Source organism: Algoriphagus aquaeductus, from assembly GCF_003253485.1.
In the GTDB taxonomy this organism is placed as follows: Bacteria; Bacteroidota; Bacteroidia; order Cytophagales; family Cyclobacteriaceae; genus Algoriphagus; species Algoriphagus aquaeductus.
In genome coordinates this window covers 102,608-120,432 of record NZ_QKTX01000004.1, presented here as the reverse complement: position 1 = coordinate 120,432, position 17,825 = coordinate 102,608, and the positions used below count along the sequence as shown (strand labels likewise).

11 protein-coding genes are annotated in these 17,825 nt (G+C 44.1%); 4 read left to right on the top strand and 7 right to left on the bottom strand.

All coding sequences use genetic code 11. The features are described 5' to 3' along the window. Nucleotides 1-158: 158 nt before the first annotated feature. Nucleotides 159-797: a LuxR C-terminal-related transcriptional regulator gene (locus tag CLV31_RS06820; protein ID WP_111392137.1), complete on the bottom strand. Its 639-nt coding sequence runs from the start codon at nt 795-797 to the stop codon at nt 159-161. Next, nucleotides 790-2,643, bottom strand: coding sequence for a sensor histidine kinase (locus CLV31_RS06815; protein WP_111392136.1), 1,854 nt, complete (start codon nt 2,641-2,643; stop codon nt 790-792). The genes CLV31_RS06820 and CLV31_RS06815 overlap by 8 nt, the downstream gene beginning before the upstream one ends. A 408-nt stretch (nt 2,644-3,051) precedes the next feature. On the opposite strand from CLV31_RS06815, the gene CLV31_RS06810 reads away from it, so the two are divergent. Beyond that, the gene (locus tag CLV31_RS06810) at nt 3,052-4,032 is read left to right on the top strand and encodes a hypothetical protein (RefSeq protein WP_146250874.1); all 981 of its coding nucleotides are present in this window, start codon (nt 3,052-3,054) and stop codon (nt 4,030-4,032) included. Between the two features lie 9 nt (nt 4,033-4,041). Further along, nucleotides 4,042-10,671, top strand: coding sequence for an HYR-like domain-containing protein (locus CLV31_RS06805; protein ID WP_111392134.1), 6,630 nt, complete (start codon nt 4,042-4,044; stop codon nt 10,669-10,671). Between the two features lie 200 nt (nt 10,672-10,871). Here the strand turns inward: CLV31_RS06805 and CLV31_RS06800 are convergent, their stop codons facing one another. The 3 genes from CLV31_RS06800 to CLV31_RS06790 form a co-directional block, all read right to left on the bottom strand. Further along, on the bottom strand, nt 10,872-11,432 hold the full coding sequence (locus CLV31_RS06800; protein ID WP_111392133.1) for a pentapeptide repeat-containing protein: 561 nt from the start codon (nt 11,430-11,432) through the stop codon (nt 10,872-10,874). 130 nt (nt 11,433-11,562) lie between these two features. Beyond that, nucleotides 11,563-12,369 (bottom strand): creatininase family protein, encoded by an 807-nt coding sequence (locus tag CLV31_RS06795; RefSeq protein ID WP_111392132.1) that lies wholly within the window; start codon nt 12,367-12,369, stop codon nt 11,563-11,565. Nucleotides 12,370-12,417: 48 nt separating this feature from the next. Continuing rightward, nucleotides 12,418-12,990: a hypothetical protein gene (locus CLV31_RS06790; RefSeq protein WP_111392131.1), complete on the bottom strand. Its 573-nt coding sequence runs from the start codon at nt 12,988-12,990 to the stop codon at nt 12,418-12,420. Between the two features lie 238 nt (nt 12,991-13,228). Between CLV31_RS06790 and CLV31_RS06785 the strand changes: the two genes are divergently transcribed. Next, nucleotides 13,229-13,924 (top strand): ferritin-like domain-containing protein, encoded by a 696-nt coding sequence (locus tag CLV31_RS06785; RefSeq protein WP_111392130.1) that lies wholly within the window; start codon nt 13,229-13,231, stop codon nt 13,922-13,924. Between the two features lie 25 nt (nt 13,925-13,949). Then, nucleotides 13,950-14,777, top strand: a complete 828-nt coding sequence (locus CLV31_RS06780) for a ferritin-like domain-containing protein (protein ID WP_111392129.1) — start codon at nt 13,950-13,952, stop codon at nt 14,775-14,777. Between the two features lie 332 nt (nt 14,778-15,109). On the opposite strand, the gene CLV31_RS06775 is transcribed toward CLV31_RS06780, so the two are convergent. Continuing rightward, complete coding sequence (locus tag CLV31_RS06775; RefSeq protein WP_181452586.1) at nt 15,110-15,643, bottom strand: GNAT family N-acetyltransferase; 534 nt, start codon at nt 15,641-15,643, stop codon at nt 15,110-15,112. 1 nt (nt 15,644) lies between these two features. Next, a complete protein-coding gene (locus CLV31_RS06770) occupies nt 15,645-17,297 on the bottom strand; it encodes a tetratricopeptide repeat-containing sensor histidine kinase (protein WP_181452585.1) in 1,653 nt (550 codons plus the stop codon). Nucleotides 17,298-17,825 lie beyond the last annotated feature (528 nt).

Here is a 17,825-nt window from a genome sequence, read left to right as displayed (position 1 = left end):
TGCTTCAGGTATGGAAACCTTGAGAATTGCTTATTCGATAAGGCGGGCTGAGAGGTCCGGTTATTTTTTATGGTCAAATGGGATACGAGTGCAATATTAAGTTCCAATTCTCAAAACAGAACTTCGCGATTTTAGAACGAGTAATTGGAATTAGGTTTTCAACTCTTTTTCTCCATCAAATTTCCCAATCCCGAACCTCCCGATAACTGGGCGAAATTTTTGATTCCCAGTTTGCTGAGCAGATTTCTCCGGTGGGTATTCACTGTCAGCAGGCTGAGGAAAAGTTTATTCGCAATTTCTTGAGAGGTGAGGCCCTGAATGATCAGAAGAAGGATTTCACGTTCTCTTTTGGTCAATTGATCAAACTTATAATTTCCCGGGATGGGACTGGTTGTGGGAGTCATTTGCTCGGGGAAAAGTTTTTCCTCACCCCTTCCCACTCTTTCCAGTGTGGACAAGAGTTTGTCCTTTTCGGCAGCTTTGGAAATCCAGGCCGAAAATCCTTTTTCCCTCGCATTCTGTATGATGAGGAAACTGTTTTCCATAGTCAAAAGCACCAGTTTGGTCGTTGGAAGTGCTTTTAGGATTTCTATGCCAATTTCGACTCCGTTGGATTCCGGAATAAAATAATCCACCAAAACTAGATCTGGGTTTAATTTCTTGGCTTTCTCCAACCCTTCTTTGCCAGATGTGGCTTCCCCTATCCATTCAAATACCGGGTTTTCAGAAAGCAGAGACCTGACTCCCTGAGTGAACAGGATATGATCGTCGATGTGAAGGATTCTGATTTTACTCATTTGGGTTGGGGGATAGGGGGATTAGGATAAGAATGCTCGTTCCTGCTGATTTTGAATCGATCTGAAGAGTGCCCTTTAGGTAGTTTACCCTGTTTTCGATGTTTTTTAGTCCGATTCCTTTCTTTTTCGCTTCGGGATCGAATCCTATACCATCATCCTCAACCATCAGGATAAGTTCGTCTGGGGTGGTTTCCAGCAAAATATGGAGTTCTTGGGCTTTGGAATGCTTCAGAGCATTATGGATTAATTCCATACAAATCCGATACACGGTGACTTGGATGGATTTGCAGACGTCGAAGTGTAGTTTTGCAAAAAGAGAGGTTTTAAAGGCGCCGCTTTGCTCGAGTTCCACCAGTTTGTTGCGTAGGGCTTGTTCGAGTCCAAACTCCTCCAATAGGGGTGGTGTCAGGTCATGGGAAAGCACACGGGTTTCCCTGATTCCTTCGTTAAGTTGATTTTTCAGCTCCAGCAATTCAGGATATGGAAATTTGTCAACCAGCGTCTGCACCTTCAGATGGGCGCTTCCGAGATATCCTAGTAATCCATCATGCAGGTCTCTTCCCAAACGGTTTCGCTCTTCTTCCTGAGCCAAAATGATTTGGTCGGCGATTTCCTTTTCCCTTGTTAGGATTTTGACTGCCAGCTTTTCCTTTTCCTTTTTCTCCAAAGAGGCTTGTCTCATAAAGGCAAATGAAATCAATGCTGTTTCTCCCATCAGTCCAAATGCACTTCCAAAATTGAGAAGTGTATGGGAGAGCAGTACTGCACCCGTAGCTTGATCCAAATAAATCAATAAAGAAAAAACCATCAGGAAGGCTATCCCGGAGAGATAGAAGCCTGCAAAAGGTGTTTTCGCATTGTATTGAACGATTAAATAGCTTACAACTATTAAAACCTGAACTGCAGATAAAATCAAAACTACTTTGAGGAAAAAGGCGACCACCTGAGGGGATGGGACTTCCTCAGGAATAACCAAAAACGCCAAAAGTAAAGCGGTATTCGTCCAAATCATTATTTTAAAGGCCAACTCAAAAGGTCTCCAGATGCCAGTAGGAGGAAAAAAATTAATAATGGTGAGTAATAAGAATATGAATGAGGCCAGGTTGAGGATCGGTCTGGATTTGCCTACCCAAGTCACTGCCTCAGGCCAAAGAAACTGGTATGCCATCCCCCAATGGGCAAAAATCCACAGAAACACCAATAGGATATAAAGGGCATAATAAAACGCACTTCTGTCCCGAAGTTCGGACCAGAAGAAAAGCGTGAAAACTACTACCAATAGCATCCAGCCCCCTACTAGCCCCATCATGATGTGCTCGGTTCGTCGCCTTTCGGCAAAGTCATTTTCTGGAAGTAGCTCCGGATCGATATGAAACGTTTCCCCACGCTTATCCAGCTTCATCAATACGTTTACCTGTTCATCTGGATTCAGTTCGAATGGAAAGACAAAGTCCCTGCTCAAGTAAGGTCTAGAATCAAAGGGAAAGCAGTCTCCGGTGATCCATTGGGGTTCTTGACTTCCGTTAAGATAGACTTCGATCCGGTTGATATGCGGATTGTTCAAGATCAGGAACAAGCGATCCTTGGCAGAAGACTCATTTTTCACCACGGCCTTTACCCACCAGCTATGAAGTTGGATGCCGGGATTGAACCGGCCTTGGGTGATGTACTCCTCGGGAATATCCTTCCATGCTTCCGAAACTGAATGACCTTCATCAGTAAAAACCCAAAAAGGAAAGGCGTTCGATTTTTCTTCTGATGGATTTAGGGAAAAAAGTAAAAACAGAATCGGAAAGGCCGAAACCCAACTCACCACACGAACTGCCAAGGAGAAAAATGGACTCACAAACTACAGTTTATTACAATTTAAGTACAAATTACTTACTTCTAGGTATTTGATTCCTAGAGGACATCAGCAAATTTTGACAGATGGAGTGAAGGGGATAAACACTTACTTCTGTTTGGTATTACTATCGATTCGCCAAATAATCTTTCCTAAACAAGTAATTAATAGTCGTTTGTGCAAGATTTTTCGGTGAATTGATCAAGAAATTTTAGGGAGATGTATAGAAGCTTTTAATCTACTTACAATTTTATGCGCAATAGACTTCTTTTTACTGTCTTTTTATCATTCTTGGTATTTAGTGCTAGGGCTCAATTTCCTTCATTTTACCCAACTTATAAGGATGTCTATAAACTGGAGTCAAAGGAACAAAAGTATCCCGACGAGCTTCAAAGCTCAATAATTTCATTTTTGAAGTCAATTGATAAGGAATTCTTGGATATCAATGTAGGAACAGCGCCAGATATGGCAGACATTCTGAAAAGTCGTAATAAAGGCTTGGATTTAGAGGTACAATCTCTAGAAATACAAATTAAAACCATCTCAGTCAGTAGAACGCCGACTTTGGATGAGATTAAACAGGTCATCAACCTCCAGACGGAGATTTTGGATAAAAACGAGGAGATCAAAACTAATGATATTCTAATTGCCTATTTCGAATCTATCAATAGCTATTTTGGAAAGCCTGAGATGCCATTCCGATTTTTTCCGATTGGAAATCGCTACGAAGGAAATTTTTTTTACAATAATGTCTCATCATCGGGGATTTCTACTTTAAACAGCTTTGTTATTCAGGCTTCTGAAAATGGCGGTGCTGCCAATGCGGAGATCGTAAGCGGGCAAATAGCCGCTGTGCGGGTGTCTTTTTCCTCGGTGATTCAGGGCGGGGGAAAGGCCATTGATAGTTTGGAAGTAAACACCAAACTTTTTACAGGAGGTGGTATTTCTAACCTTCGATTCGAGTACCCTGTTTTTTATTACAACCGACAGAATATTTTATTCTATTCTGCCTTTAAGCCAAGTTTTATAGCAGATATCCCTGTTTTTGGATCCGATATCGAAAGGGAATCTTTTTCAGGATATGCGGATCTGGCTGGTGAATTTTTAGTGGAGGTTCGCACAGATGGCGGAGAGTTTAGCCTCTTTGCCAATTTCAAAGGAAGCCATATCCGGGGAACTGAGGCCTTTTACAACACATTAAAATCACCGGATTCAAATGCCCCTTTAGGCCAAATAGACAAGCCTTTTTGGATATCCCAAGTGTACGCCGGAGTGTCAGTATCCAAGCGATTCCGAATCGCTGCAAATATCCCCATCGCTACTACGAGCCAAATCCAACTGCCTGATAAAATTCAAATCGGGATTCAAATCACACCGGACAAAGACAAATAACAATTTGATATGAGACATATCTACTTCACACTTCTATTGTTCCTACTTTTTGGCGGGATAAGCCGGGGACAGAATCCGGGGGAATTGGATTTGAGTTTTAATCCCAATGGAATTAATACGGGAACGGGTGCAAATCAATTTGTACATGCCAGTGTAAGGCAGCCTGACGGGAAAATTATTTCAGTGGGAAATTTCACTGCATATAATGGAAGTGCTAGAAACCGGATTATTAGGATAAACCCGGATGGAACCCTTGATCCGACTTTCAATATAGGAACTGGTGCAGACGGGAGAATTTGGACGGTGGCCTTACAGGCAGATGGAAAAATTTTGATTGGGGGTGATTTTACTCTGTTCAATGGTGTACCTAGAAGTGGAATAGCGAGACTAAATTCAGATGGAAGTGTGGATTCAAATTTTACTATTGGGTCTGGCTTTGACGGGAGGGTGTATTCAATATTCATTCAACACAATGAAAAAATCCTAGTTGGTGGAGAATTTGGAGGATTTAATGGAGTGTCAAGGCGATATTCTGCAAGACTAGAAACCACTGGGATTTTGGATCTTTCATATTTCCCTGGGTTCCAAGGCGGGGGAGTAAGATCTATTGTTTCCACCTCAGATGGTAGTATTTACCTGGCAGGAGGGTTTACTTTTAATATTGTCAAACTTACCTCATCAGGAGCTCCAGTTAACAATTGGTGCCAATGTGGAATCTCAGGGTTGGTTTTTGCCTTACATGTTCAGAGTGACGATAAACTTTTGGTTGGGGGTAATTTTAATCTTGGTTCTACAATTACTGGAAATAGAAGAAATCTTGTAAGGATAAATCCAAATGGAGTAGTGGATACCTCCTTTACATTTTCAGGATTAGACATTACAAGTTATATCCTATCAATTTCACCAACCATAAATGAAAAGATTCTTATAGCCGGCAATTTTCAAACGCAAAGACGGAATGTTGCTAGAATAAATGCTGATGGGAGTTTGGATATCACGTTTAATACATATGGAGCAGGTACAGATATGCCACTTTGGAATGTTTTAGCTCTTCCAGACGGTAAGGCTGTTATTGGAGGTGAATTTACAAGTGTCAATGGAAATGCTAGAAATTATTTAGCACAACTAAATTCTGATGGGTCTTTTGAGGTGATGGGAGCTGGGGCAAATGGAACAGTGTGGATGACAGCTCAACAACCCGATGGAAAAGTCTTAATTGCTGGTGACTTCAATATCTATAATGGATTAACAAGACCCCGTATTGCCCGCTTGAATCTTGATGGAAGTTTAGATACTTTATTTAATCCAGGTTCTGGGGCTAATGCTGTGATTTTTAGGTTTGTAATTCAACCAGATGGGAAGATTTTAGTAGCTGGAGGATTTACTACTTATAATGGTATAAATAGAAGATTTATTGCTAGGTTGAATGTGGATGGAAGTTTGGACACTTCTTTCATTCCGTATTCAGATATGAATATGATTGCAATTTATACAATGGCTTTGCAATCAGACGGTAAAATTCTTATCGGTGGAATCACTAGCGGTGGAGGTGGAAGATATTTTAGATTAAATTCAAATGGAACTTTTGATGGATCTTTTATAATAGGAAATGTAAGCGCTCCAGTTTATACAATCGCCGTTCAATCTGATAATAAAATTCTTGTTGGAGGTGATTTTACTAGTTTCGTCGGAAGAAGCCGTACCGTTCGATTAAATGAAGATGGAAGTCTTGATCCTAGTTTTAATACAGGGACTGGAGCAAATAGTACGGTTTACAATATTGTAATTCAATCCGACGGAAAGATTCTGATTGGCGGATTTTTCACAACCTACAATGGGATTTTAACAAATAGAATTACACGCCTTAATCAAGATGGAACTATTGATGAATCTTTTAATGCAGGAAATGGATCTAACAATTCCATTGATATTGTTCGCCTTCTGTCTAATGGTAAGATCCTAATTGGTGGAGATTTTACCAACTACAACGGAGTAGTTAGAAACAGGATTGCTAGATTAAATAACAATGGAAGTTTGGATACTTCTTTTGATCCAATAAATGGGGCTAGTGCCAGAATTCGGGCTATTACAATTCAATCCGATGGTGAAATTTTACTTGGTGGCGACTTTATAAGATATAATGATATTAGCCGTGTTCGTGTTGCCAGAATTTATGGAAGTGGAGAGGAAGTAGATGAAGAAGCTCCTGTTTCATCTTTAGAAAACCTTACTTCAATCTCTGCCCAATGCTCGGTTACCTTTGAAGATTTGACTATCCCTACTGCCACTGATAATGTGGATGGAACCATCCAAGGAACTACCAATCAGAGCATCTTCCCGATTACCCAGCAAGGTTCCTATACCATCACTTGGACCTTTACCGATGCGGCAGGCAATAGCAGTTCTCAGACTCAGACGATTGTCGTGGATGATACGACCGCACCGGTTCCGTCTGTTGTTCAGTTGCCGGTTGCTAGTGGTCACTGTTCAGTTACAGTTACCGCTCCGACAGCCAACGATGCCTGTGCAGGAACTATCACAGGAACGACTACCGATCCGCTGACTTACACCGAGCAGGGCACCTTTACCATCATCTGGACTTATGATGACGGCAACGGAAATACATCTACCCAAACACAAACCGTGATTGTGGATGATGTTACGGCTCCTGTTCCGACTTTGGAAACTCTACCAACGATCACGGGTGAATGTTCAGCAGAGGTGACCGCTCCGACAGCAATGGATAATTGCGAAGGCACGATTACTGGAACCTCCGACGATCCTACCAGCTATACTGAACAGGGTACCTATACCATTACCTGGGTTTACGATGACGGAAATGGAAATACGTCCACCCAAACACAAACCGTGATTGTGGACGATGTTACAGCTCCGATTCCAACGGTGGAAACTCTGCCAACGATCACAGGCGAATGTTCTGCCGAGGTGACTGCTCCGACTGCAACGGATAATTGCGAAGGAACGATCACGGGAACGACCACAGACCCGACTAGCTACACCGAACAGGGCACCTATACCATCACTTGGACTTTTGATGACGGCAACGGAAACACGTCCACCCAAACACAAACCGTGATTGTGGATGACGTAACAGCTCCGGTTCCGACTTTGGAAACGCTACCAACGATCACAGGCGAATGTTCTGCCGAGGTGACAGCTCCGACTGCAACGGATAATTGCGAAGGAACGATTACGGGAACTACGACTGATCCACTGACTTATACCGAACAGGGCACTTACACTATCATCTGGGCTTATGATGATGGCAATGGAAACACGTCCACCCAAACTCAAACCGTGATTGTGAATGACGTGACTGCCCCTGTTCCAACCGTGGCTGAGTTACCAACCATCACAGGTGAATGTTCCGCAGAAGTGACCGCGCCGACTGCAACGGATAATTGTGAAGGCACGATTACTGGAACGACGACAAATCCGACTAGCTACACAGAACAGGGCACCTATACCATCACTTGGACTTTCGATGATGCTAACGGAAACACGTCAACCCAAACTCAAACCGTGATTGTGGATGACGTTACGGCTCCTGTTCCGACTTTGGAAACGCTACCAACGATCACAGGCGAATGTTCTGCCGAGGTGACAGCTCCAACTGCAACAGATAATTGCGAAGGAACCATCACAGGAACAACCACCGATCCGATAAGCTACTCTGAACAGGGAACCTACACGATCACCTGGACTTTTGATGATGGCAACGGAAACAGCTCAACTCAGGAGCAAACTGTTATTGTGGATGACGTTACTGCTCCGATTCCGACACAAGAAACGTTACCAACGATCACAGGTGAATGTTCCGCAGAAGTGACCCCGCCGACTGCAACGGATAATTGCGAAGGAACGATCACAGGAACCACCACCGATCCGATAAGCTACTCTGAACAGGGAACCTATACTATCACCTGGACTTTCGATGATGGCAATGGAAACACGTCCACCCAAACTCAAACCGTGATTGTGAATGACGTGACTGCCCCTGTTCCAACCGTGGCTGAGTTACCAACCATCACAGGTGAATGTTCCGCAGAAGTGACCGCGCCGACGGCAACGGATAACTGCGAAGGGACCATCACGGGAACCACGACTGATCCGACTAGCTACACAGAACAGGGCACCTATACCATCACTTGGACTTACGATGATGGAAATGGAAACACGTCCACCCAAACACAAACCGTGATTGTGGAAGACGTAACGGCACCGGTTCCAACTTTGGAAACGCTACCAACAATCACAGGCGAATGTTCCGCAGAAGTGACCGCGCCGACTGCAACGGATAACTGCGAAGGGACCATCACGGGAACCACGACTGATCCGACTAGCTACACAGAACAGGGCACCTATACCATCACTTGGACTTTCGATGATGGAAATGGAAACACGTCTACGCAAATACAAACCGTGATTGTGGAGGACGTGACGGCTCCGGTTCCAACTTTGGAAACCCTACCAACGATCATAGGTGAATGTTCTGCAGAAGTTACGGCACCAACTGCAACGGATAATTGTGAAGGAACGATTATGGGAACAACGACCGATCCGACCAACTATACCGAGCAGGGAACCTATACCATCACGTGGACTTTTGACGACGGTAACGGAAACACGTCTACCCAAACACAAACGGTGATTGTGGATGACGTTACGGCTCCAGTTCCAACTATGGAAACGCTACCAATGATCACAGGCGAATGTTCTGCCGAAGTGACCGCACCGACTTCAACAGATAATTGCGAAGGAACTATCACCGGAACGACATCTGATCCGACCATCTACACTGAGCAAGGTGCTTACACCATTACCTGGACTTTCGATGATGGCAATGGCAATGTGGCGACTCAAGAACAAACAGTAATTGTTGCTGATGTTACTAATCCAGAATGGTCTACAGCAATAGGAAGTTTGGATAGAAGCTTGTCCTGTGGACAAGGGGATTTGTTAGCTCAAACCCAACTTCTTGCTCCAATTCCTTCTGATAATTGTGGAATCGAATCTGTAGTCAAAACATCCGGAGAATTTGTGTCTTCAGGGCTAAATGGAGCCGGAACCTATACCAATACCTGGATTGCAATTGATCTTGCGGGAAATGGATCTGAGGTATTTACTCAAGTAATAACCATAGAGGGAATACAGATCGATGCATCAGCAAGCAGTACTCCAGTACAATTAGGTAATACTGCAACATTGAGTGCCTCCGTGACCCCGGCAGCCTCGGGAGTAACGGTCAACTTCTACCTTGATGATGTCTTGAAAGGAACATCAATCACGGATGCAAATGGTACTGCCACCCTATCAGTTTCAGGTCTTGTTTTGAATGTCTATAAGGTAACAGCAGTGGTAGGTGATGGATGTGATGAGTCAGTGGCTTACCTACCGGTTTATGATCCAAATGGCAACTTCGTAACTGGCGGAGGCTGGATTAATTCTCCTTCAGGAGCTTTGGTTGGAACCAATACGGTTGGAAAAGCAAACTTTGGTTTCGTTTCCAAGTACAAAAAAGGATCTAACCAAGTGGATGGAAATACGGAATTTCAGTTTAATGCGGGTAATCTCAACTTTAAGTCAACCCTTCACGAGTCTGGAACCCTAGTTATCTCAGGTAAAAAAGCCACTTACAGGGGTGAAGGTACAGTCAATGGGGTAACAGGTTACCGATTTACCATTACCGCGATTGATGGCCATTGGAATGGAGGAACCGGCCCAGATCAGTTCCGAATCAAGATTTGGGGTACAAACGGCGTAATTTATGACAATGGGTTGGGTGCAGATGACAACTCAGATGATGCTACAACTCTTGGAGGTGGCTCGATTGTAATTCATCAAGCCAAAGGAAAAGCAAGCAAACGCATCCTCTCCGACCTCATCACCGTCGACTGGAATACACCAATCGAAACCATTCAAAAAGAACTGGATCAGCAAAGTGCCGACTGGTTTGATGGAAGACAGATTCCACTGATTTTGGATGAATCAGGCTATGATCCGCTGACTCCGGGTCTGTATATCCTCAATGCAAATTTGGCGGAGAATGAATGGATAGAGCTGGATGGTGATGCTCTGATACAAGTCTTGGTGAAAGAGAAACCAATGGCTATTGATATTATGGCTATCAATTCCAAGTTTGCACAGGAACTGACGGCAGGAGCGAAAGTAGCTGATCTCAAAACCCTTGATCCGGTGGATGATATTCATAGGTATGAGATGGTGGCACATGATCAGTTGGAGTTGAGAGATAATCAAATAATCTGGAAAGGTGGACCGGTTCCTGCCATCCTGAAATTCCAGGTTTCCAGCACTGACCGTGCCGGACAGACTATCTCAAAGGAAATAACCTTGACCAAGGAGCTGAAAATGGGTGAATTCTTGATCTTCCCGAATCCGGCTGAGGATCAAACTCAGATTTTGGTCGAATTGGATCAGCCAGCCCAAGTAAGTCTAATGGTCTTTGATGCCACAGGAAAAATGGTGATTTCGGATCAATTTGTCAGAGAAGAAACTTTTATCCAGACTTTGGATTTGATGGGAATTGCTCCGGGAATGTACACGATTCAGGTTCAAACTGGTAAAGTGGTCATGACCGGAAGGTTGATTAAAAAGTAAATCTTGAAACCTTTCTTATTTAAGCCAGCTTCTAAATGGGAGCTGGCTTTTTTAATGACTGATCCAATTCTCAATTACCAATTTTCAATTACCAATGGTCAATTCTCAATTATCAATGATCAATTCCCAAAGACCAAGGCCCGTGGTTGAATACCCTTGAACATTGTACATTGAGTTTGAAAATTGATCATTGAATTTGCTCATTGAACCTTGATCCCCCATTTCCCCAACAATCCCGGCAAGCCTTCCAAATCAAATCTCGCTCCTTTGATCTTGTTGATCTCAGGATCGATTTGGTAATTCACTGCTTCGTGGAAGTCGGCTTTTTCTAGATTGGTTCGGTCAAAGACAGCACCACTGAGGTCGGAACCCTGAAAACTGGCCTCTTGCAATTCGGCTTGGGTAAAATCTACTTCGAGAAGTCTGCTGTGGGTAAACCGGGATTTTTTCAGTTTGAGATTAAAGAAATTGCAGTAGTCCAGCTGACAGTGGTCAAAAGTAAACTCCATCAAAAAGGCATTTGCGGTGTTGAAATGTACTCCCAGCACCTTGCAGCGCTCAAAACGGACATTCTGAAAACCCACTTTGAAGACTTTGGCATTGCTCAGGTCGCAGTCACGGAAGGAACAGTTTTCGAAGCTTGAACCATGAAAGTTCAGATTAGAAAAATTGCATGCGGTAAAGGTGCAGGAATCGTATTCACCCGGGTTGAAATCGGCGGCGAGAAGGTTTGGGTAGGTTTGGTTCGATTGATAGGCCATAAATGATTAGGAATGTTTCGGTCTGTGAGGACACAGACCGAGGCGGAAATATTTTAATTACCAATGATCAATTACCAATGATCAATTCCTTTTATTGAAAATTGAATTTGGTCATTGGTCATTGAAAATTTTACAAGCCCGCCAAATCCCACTTTCGGATCGTCTCCTGAATTAGCTTCAGAACTTTGGTATTCACTTTTTCGAAGTATTCCATGGCCTGTTTTTCGTCAAAGTTGGGGTAGCCCTGACCCTCTTGATACAAGCCGATGGAGGAAGGGAAGGGAACTGCTGACCAAGTATTGGGCTTGGGGTAGGCAGTAGCTTGATCGGTATTGTAGCGCTCTTTGTGCACCAAAGTAGGGTCAATGGCTTGGATGTAAGCTGTTTCATTCAATCCTGCGTGTCCTCCGTCTTCCTTAAATACTTCCAAAGTCACATCAGATGCAAAGGACCACCAGTTGATGACCAGTGTGCGGACGCCCAATTCATTGGCGACTTCAGCGGCCACTTTTTGTAAAACGGCGGTTTGTCCGCCACCGTGGCCATTGAGGATGATGATGTTTTTGAACTTGTTTTTAGCCAAGCCTTTTAAAATATCCCGGATAAAAGGCGCATAAGCCTCTTCGCTGATCTCGAAAGCGCCGGGAAAAGCGGCCATGCTTCCCGTTATACCATAATTAAGTGTTGGTGCTATCATCGCATTCAGGTCCTCCGCGATCGCTTTGGCCATGGCAAATGGTGCGGTATTGTCTGCGCCGTTATTAATCACGCCATGAGGTTCGAGTGTGCCGGTGGGAAGGAGGACGGTGTTGATATTCCCGGGTACAAATTCCGCAAACTCCATCCAGTTGATCCGATCCATCTCGCGGGTGGTGGGAGATTGGGCAAAAACACAGCAGGAGAGGCTAAGGCAAAAGAGGAAAAGCGTGTATTTCATAGACCTGATTTAAAGGCTATGAAGTTACACTTTTCCGGGGTTGTCAGTTTAGTTTGGAGAAAAAGTAGACAGGTAAGTCTTGAAATCGCCTATTTCTTTCTTTGCCGTATTCCAGCGCTTCCAAGCCCAATATAGGATTCCTCCCCCTATGAAAAGGAAGTAAATCCCTGCACCTCCAAGCCCCAAAATCGCAAAAACCACCCCCAGGAAAATCAAAACACCCTGTAGCCAGCCCTTGATAAAATACCTTCTAAGCAAGTCATCCCGATAAAATTCTTGGTCCGTGCTGTGATTTTTTACGGCAAAATAATGTCCGGTCTGATCTCCGTTTTTGATTCCCCAAAAAACCGAAAGGTGATTTCCTTTGCGTGCAGCAAGGTTGAAATCCTGAAGCTGAAAGGCCCGCTCTTTTCCCTCCGGATTCACCAGGAAAATTTGATCATGGACAATGGTCCGGGAGGTAATCGTGACGGGCGCCGTCCCGCCGGTTCCTTGATAAGTGGCTCCGCCACCGCCACCACCGGAAACTTTGGTTTCCATGTTTTTGCCGGAGTCTTCCACTATGCCGGAAAAATGGTAAAGATCAAATTCGGATTGATACGTAGGAGTGAATCGCTTCATGGGTTCAGGTTTTGAAAAAAGTTAACCAAATGTTGTATGCCCATTAAGCCTCATTGATTGGATGGATTAGGCATTTGATTGGAAGGAGCTTTTAAATGATTTCTTGATTTTTTTGAGAAAAATGATCTGCTGTAAAATCCAACCCGTCCAGGCACTGCGTACTTCTTTTCAAATCGGGACAAAAGCTGATTTTTCCATGGAAACCTAAACCGAGTTTTAACCTAAACACAATCCAAAAATGAACAAAGAACTTTTCAAGCCTCAGGGTTTGATTCAAAAAGCCGACAGAAGGCAGTTTCTCAAAATGGGATCGCTGACTGTCGCGGGTGCAGGGCTCTTGCTGATGGGCTGTAATGATGACGATAGGATGCCTTCGATGCCCGGGATGGTCAATCTGGGTTCAGGTGATGTGGGAATTCTCAACTACGCCTATGCGCTCGAGCAGCTGGAGGCGGGATTTTATGCCGAGGTCATGAAGGGAAGTTATTTCGCCAATGCGAATGCGGAAGAGAAAACCATCATGGGAGATCTGGAAAAACACGAACGTGCGCATCGGGAGTTTTTCAAAGTAGCCTTGGGCGCAAATGCGATCACAGAACTCGAGTTTGATTTTAGCAGCATTGATTTTGGCAATCGTAACGCTGTTTTGGCGGCTGCAAAAACCTTCGAGGATTTGGGTGTCGCCGCTTACAACGGAGCAGGGCAATTTTTGACCAATGCGGACCTCTTGCTCATTGCAGGCAAAATCGTATCGGTGGAGGCTCGGCATGCGGCGGCTATTCGTGACCTGATCAATCCCAATTCGGTAGACTTTGCCGGTGACGATCTGATCGATGCCAACGGATTGGAGCGAACGCTCAATTTTCAGCAGGTGCTGACTGCTGCCAGTACGTTTGTGAAAAACGAAATTGATTTCAGTCAATTGCCGAGTTAATCTTTTATCCTAAAAATCAGAAATCATGAATTTGATGAAACTATTGGACACGATATGTCCTGATACCAAAGATGCAGAATCCAAAGACCGGTTTTATTCCCGCAGAGATGCTTTCCGTCAGTTTGGAGATTTTGGGAAAAAGGTAGCTCTTGCTGCTGTACCTCTTTCTGTGTTGAATGCCATCCCTCAGATCGCCAAGGCAGATACCGCCACCCTGATCAATGTGCTTAATTATGCGCTCACTCTGGAGCACTTAGAATATCGTTACTACCAATTGGGACTGGATGCGGGTGTGGTTGTCGCCGCCGAAAGACCCATTATTCAAAAGATCAGGGATCATGAGTTGGCTCACGTGAGGTTTCTTACCGAGGTGATTGCCAATGTGCTCAACGGTACTCCCGTAGCAGAACCGGCATTTGATTTTACAGCTGGTGGCAATTTTAGCCCCTTCTCAGACTATCCTACCTTTTTGGCTTTAGCACAGGCTTTTGAAGATACCGGAGTAAGAGCCTATAAAGGACAAGCCGCCAATGTGATGGAGAGTGATGTGGTGTTGACGGCGGCTTTGTCCATCCATTCGGTGGAGGCAAGGCATGCATCTATGATCCGAAGACTCCGAACCAAAAAAGGACAGGATATGGTCAAAGGATGGATCACGGGCAATTCGATCGGGACTCTTCCTGCAGCAGCTGCCGGAATCTATGCAGGGGAGGAAAATCTCACTCATGCAGGGGTTAATGTTTCTACGTTGACCGGAATTGATGCCGCGGGCGTATCGGAAGCATGGGACGAACCGCTTTCTATGCAGGCAGTGCTTGGGATCGCAGGATTATTTTTGAAAAGCTCCAACTGATAGCTGGGTAGACGTGGAGCCGAGCCATCCTCGAGAGGGGGTGGCTTTTTTTGTATCAAGTAGCTAGTATCAAGAAGCAAGACAAAAGACATTAGACTTTAGATCCAGGTAGCTTGCATCATTCATCAAGTTGCGAGGAGCCGTTTTTAGCTTTTCCAAAGTTCCAAACTTTGGAAAAGTTCTTTGGCTGGCGTCAGGAAGTATTTGGGAAGATTGAAAACCTACAAGTGTCGGGTGAAATCAGAAATCGACAACGTTGAAAAATCAAACAAGAATAGCTTGAGAGAGGAGCTTGGGTGCTGCTCTGGGTTTCGTACATCCAAAATCTTAACTCATAGCGCTATTTTATACAGTGTGCATTGCCTCAAATGTGGGAAGTCTTTGAGTTCGGAATAGTCAAACTCATAGCAAAAGTGCATGCCGATTTTTTTCATCACTTGAATGGAAGCATGGTTGGTGACCGTGGCATAGGAGAACACTTCTTTGATTCCCAGTTGTCTGGCAAAATCCAGACAGGCTTGGGCTCCCTCTGAGGTCAGTCCTTGGTTCCACCACTTTTTGCCGATTCTCCAGCCGATGTCAACGCAGGGGGTAAAGTCTGCTTCAAAGGTTTTCCAGCCCAGGCCTATCGTGCCGATCAGTTCTTTGGTGTCCAGGAGATCCACAGCAAAATAACAATGTCCTCTTTCCTCATACAGTCGCTGCATGCGATCCATCATAGCTTGGGTTTCTTCGCGGGTATAGGGTTTTTGAAAAAAACGCATCACTTCGGGATCAGCGTTGATCGCGGCAAAAACATCCAGATCGAAATTTTGCCAGGTTCGAAAGCCGAGTCGGCTGGTCTCAAAAAGATAGGTGTTGGTCATACTAGGCAGCTGTTTCAAAAGTGAGTGTGACTTTTGTTCCTTTTCCAAACTCGCTGTCCAGCCTAAACTTCCCTTCATTCATTCCCATAAACTGCTTGACTAAGAGTAATCCCAGTCCGGTTCCTTTTTCCTTTTGGGTTCCCTCCGAAGAGTTTACCAAGGCTTGATTTTCTTGAATTTCAGCGAGCTTTGATTTTGGGATGCCTATTCCCTCATCTTGGATGAATAAGGAGACGTGGTTCCCTAGATCTTGAATTGATATTCTGATTTTTCCTCCCGAATTAGAAAATTTAATGGCATTCTGAAGGCAATTTTGAATTATTATCTGAACATGGGTAGGGTCTGCCAGAACCTTTGGATGGAAATCGGCAGGAGAGAAATCGAATTGAATTTCCTTTTTCTTGGCTAAGAAGTCATTTTGCACAATACTTTTCCGAACCAGTTCGATCAAGTCGACGGCAACCCGCTCTGTGGTGATTCCTTCCATTTGTGAATGGGACCAGCGGAGTAGCTGATCCATCATTTGGTCGGTTTGCTGGACTTGCCTTAATAAGATTTCATCTGTTTTTGCTTTTTCCTCAGGACTTAAAAGGTTCATGGATTGAAGCTCAAGGATCTGTTGGATGGCATTGATCGGCATTCGGAGATCGTGTGAAAGAATGGAAAAAAGCTTGATTTTATCGTTATTTAGCCGATCTAGTTTTTCATTTTGTAGGAGGATTTCCTTTTGCTTGGCCAATAATTGGGCATTAAGATTTTCTTTTTCTTTCAGCCATCTTCTGTAGAGCAGGAGTGCTACGGTCAAAAGGGCCAGAATAAGGCTTAAGCCCACGACAGTACGGGTACTGATCTGTGCCCGTTGATCGCTGATTTGTTTGGCCTGTGCCAAAGTGGCGTTGTCTGCTTCAGTCAGACGTAGCTGCAAGTAGCTGATTTCCGAATTTTTGTCCTGACTGTAAAGGCTATCTGCGTAGGTTTTGTTGAGTCGCGCAAATTCCAATGCCTCACGGTACTGACCAATTCGCTCATAGGCTTCCGAAAGCAATCGAGTGGCTCTTTCCTTGTCCCAAAACGCATTGATCTCTTTGGCATAGTCTAGGGCTTTTTTTCCCTGTTCCAAAGCTTCTAGATTTTGGTTTATTTCCAAAGCAATCAGCCCCAGTCCGGTGTGAGAAAAGGTTTTTTCCCAAGTGGTAAGTTTGGGATTTTCATTCAGCACCTTTTCAAATAGAATTTTTGCTTCATCGATTTGTCCAAGTTCCAGTTTGATTTGGGCTTGACGGTTGAGGTTCATCCATCTTGCCGGGAGCTCGGGGTAATTTTGGGTGATTTGGATTCCTTTTTCCAATTCCAGCATCGCCTCCTGCTTATTTCCCATTTCAGATAGTGCGATTCCCTTATTGAGGTAATTGGCGCCCAGTGCCATACTGTCTTTGAGCTGATGATTGAGGTCTATACAGTTTTGAAAAATGGCCGCGGCCTGTTCATATTCATGCTGACTAAGGTAAATCAGACCTCGTCCATTCAGGGCAAAGACCTTCTGATAGAGGTCAGTTTCATTCTCGAGTAGTTGGTAGGCGCGGGAATACTCCCTTAGCGAGGTGGCGTAATCTCCTTTGATATAGTGTATGGCCCCAAGCTGATTGGAAATCATGGCTTGTTGTAGCGAACTTAGATTTTGAAGATTTTTTGCCTTACCAATCAAAGTTAGCGCACTGTCGGAATTTATAAATCTTAGCCCATAAGCCTTCAAAATCAAGGTGTCAAATTCTGGAAGAGTAGTCGTAGGGAATTTTTGAGAAAAGACCGAACTACTTATCCCGAGGGTTATCCCAAGGGAAAGGATGAAGCGAAAACGGTGAAAAAAAGGAAGCAAAGGGAGGATTTTAGTTGGGTGGAAGAAAGATAGAAGGCAAGTGGTGGAAAAGAAAGAATCAGGAACTGATTTTTTTCGAGAAAAATTTGGAGGCAAACATCCCTTGGCCATCTAGGAAATCTTTGTTCAAAAGTTTGAATTCTGGTTTGAGTTTTTGATAAAGTAAGTTTGAAAGCCTATTCAGAATCGGTGCAAAATTAGAGTTGAGTCCCAATAGGTTACTCTTCCCACCCAATCCGGAGCAATGAATCTGACCAAAGACAAGACATCTACAGTAGCGGTGGTGGATGAAATGTGATTTTTCTC

What these genes read in the sequence shown, in the direction of transcription:
- CLV31_RS06805 (WP_111392134.1), top strand. Translation starts at nt 4,042, where the DNA reads ATGAGACATATCTACTTCACACTTCTATTGTTCCTACTTTTTGGCGGG.
- CLV31_RS06770 (WP_181452585.1), bottom strand. Translation starts at nt 17,297, where the DNA reads ATGATTTCCAATCAGCTTGGGGCCATACACTATATCAAAGGAGATTAC.
- CLV31_RS06790 (WP_111392131.1), bottom strand. Translation starts at nt 12,990, where the DNA reads ATGAAGCGATTCACTCCTACGTATCAATCCGAATTTGATCTTTACCAT.
- CLV31_RS06775 (WP_181452586.1), bottom strand. Translation starts at nt 15,643, where the DNA reads ATGACCAACACCTATCTTTTTGAGACCAGCCGACTCGGCTTTCGAACC.
- CLV31_RS06820 (WP_111392137.1), bottom strand. Translation starts at nt 797, where the DNA reads ATGAGTAAAATCAGAATCCTTCACATCGACGATCATATCCTGTTCACT.
- CLV31_RS06795 (WP_111392132.1), bottom strand. Translation starts at nt 12,369, where the DNA reads ATGAAATACACGCTTTTCCTCTTTTGCCTTAGCCTCTCCTGCTGTGTT.
- CLV31_RS06785 (WP_111392130.1), top strand. Translation starts at nt 13,229, where the DNA reads ATGAACAAAGAACTTTTCAAGCCTCAGGGTTTGATTCAAAAAGCCGAC.
- CLV31_RS06800 (WP_111392133.1), bottom strand. Translation starts at nt 11,432, where the DNA reads ATGGCCTATCAATCGAACCAAACCTACCCAAACCTTCTCGCCGCCGAT.
- CLV31_RS06780 (WP_111392129.1), top strand. Translation starts at nt 13,950, where the DNA reads ATGAATTTGATGAAACTATTGGACACGATATGTCCTGATACCAAAGAT.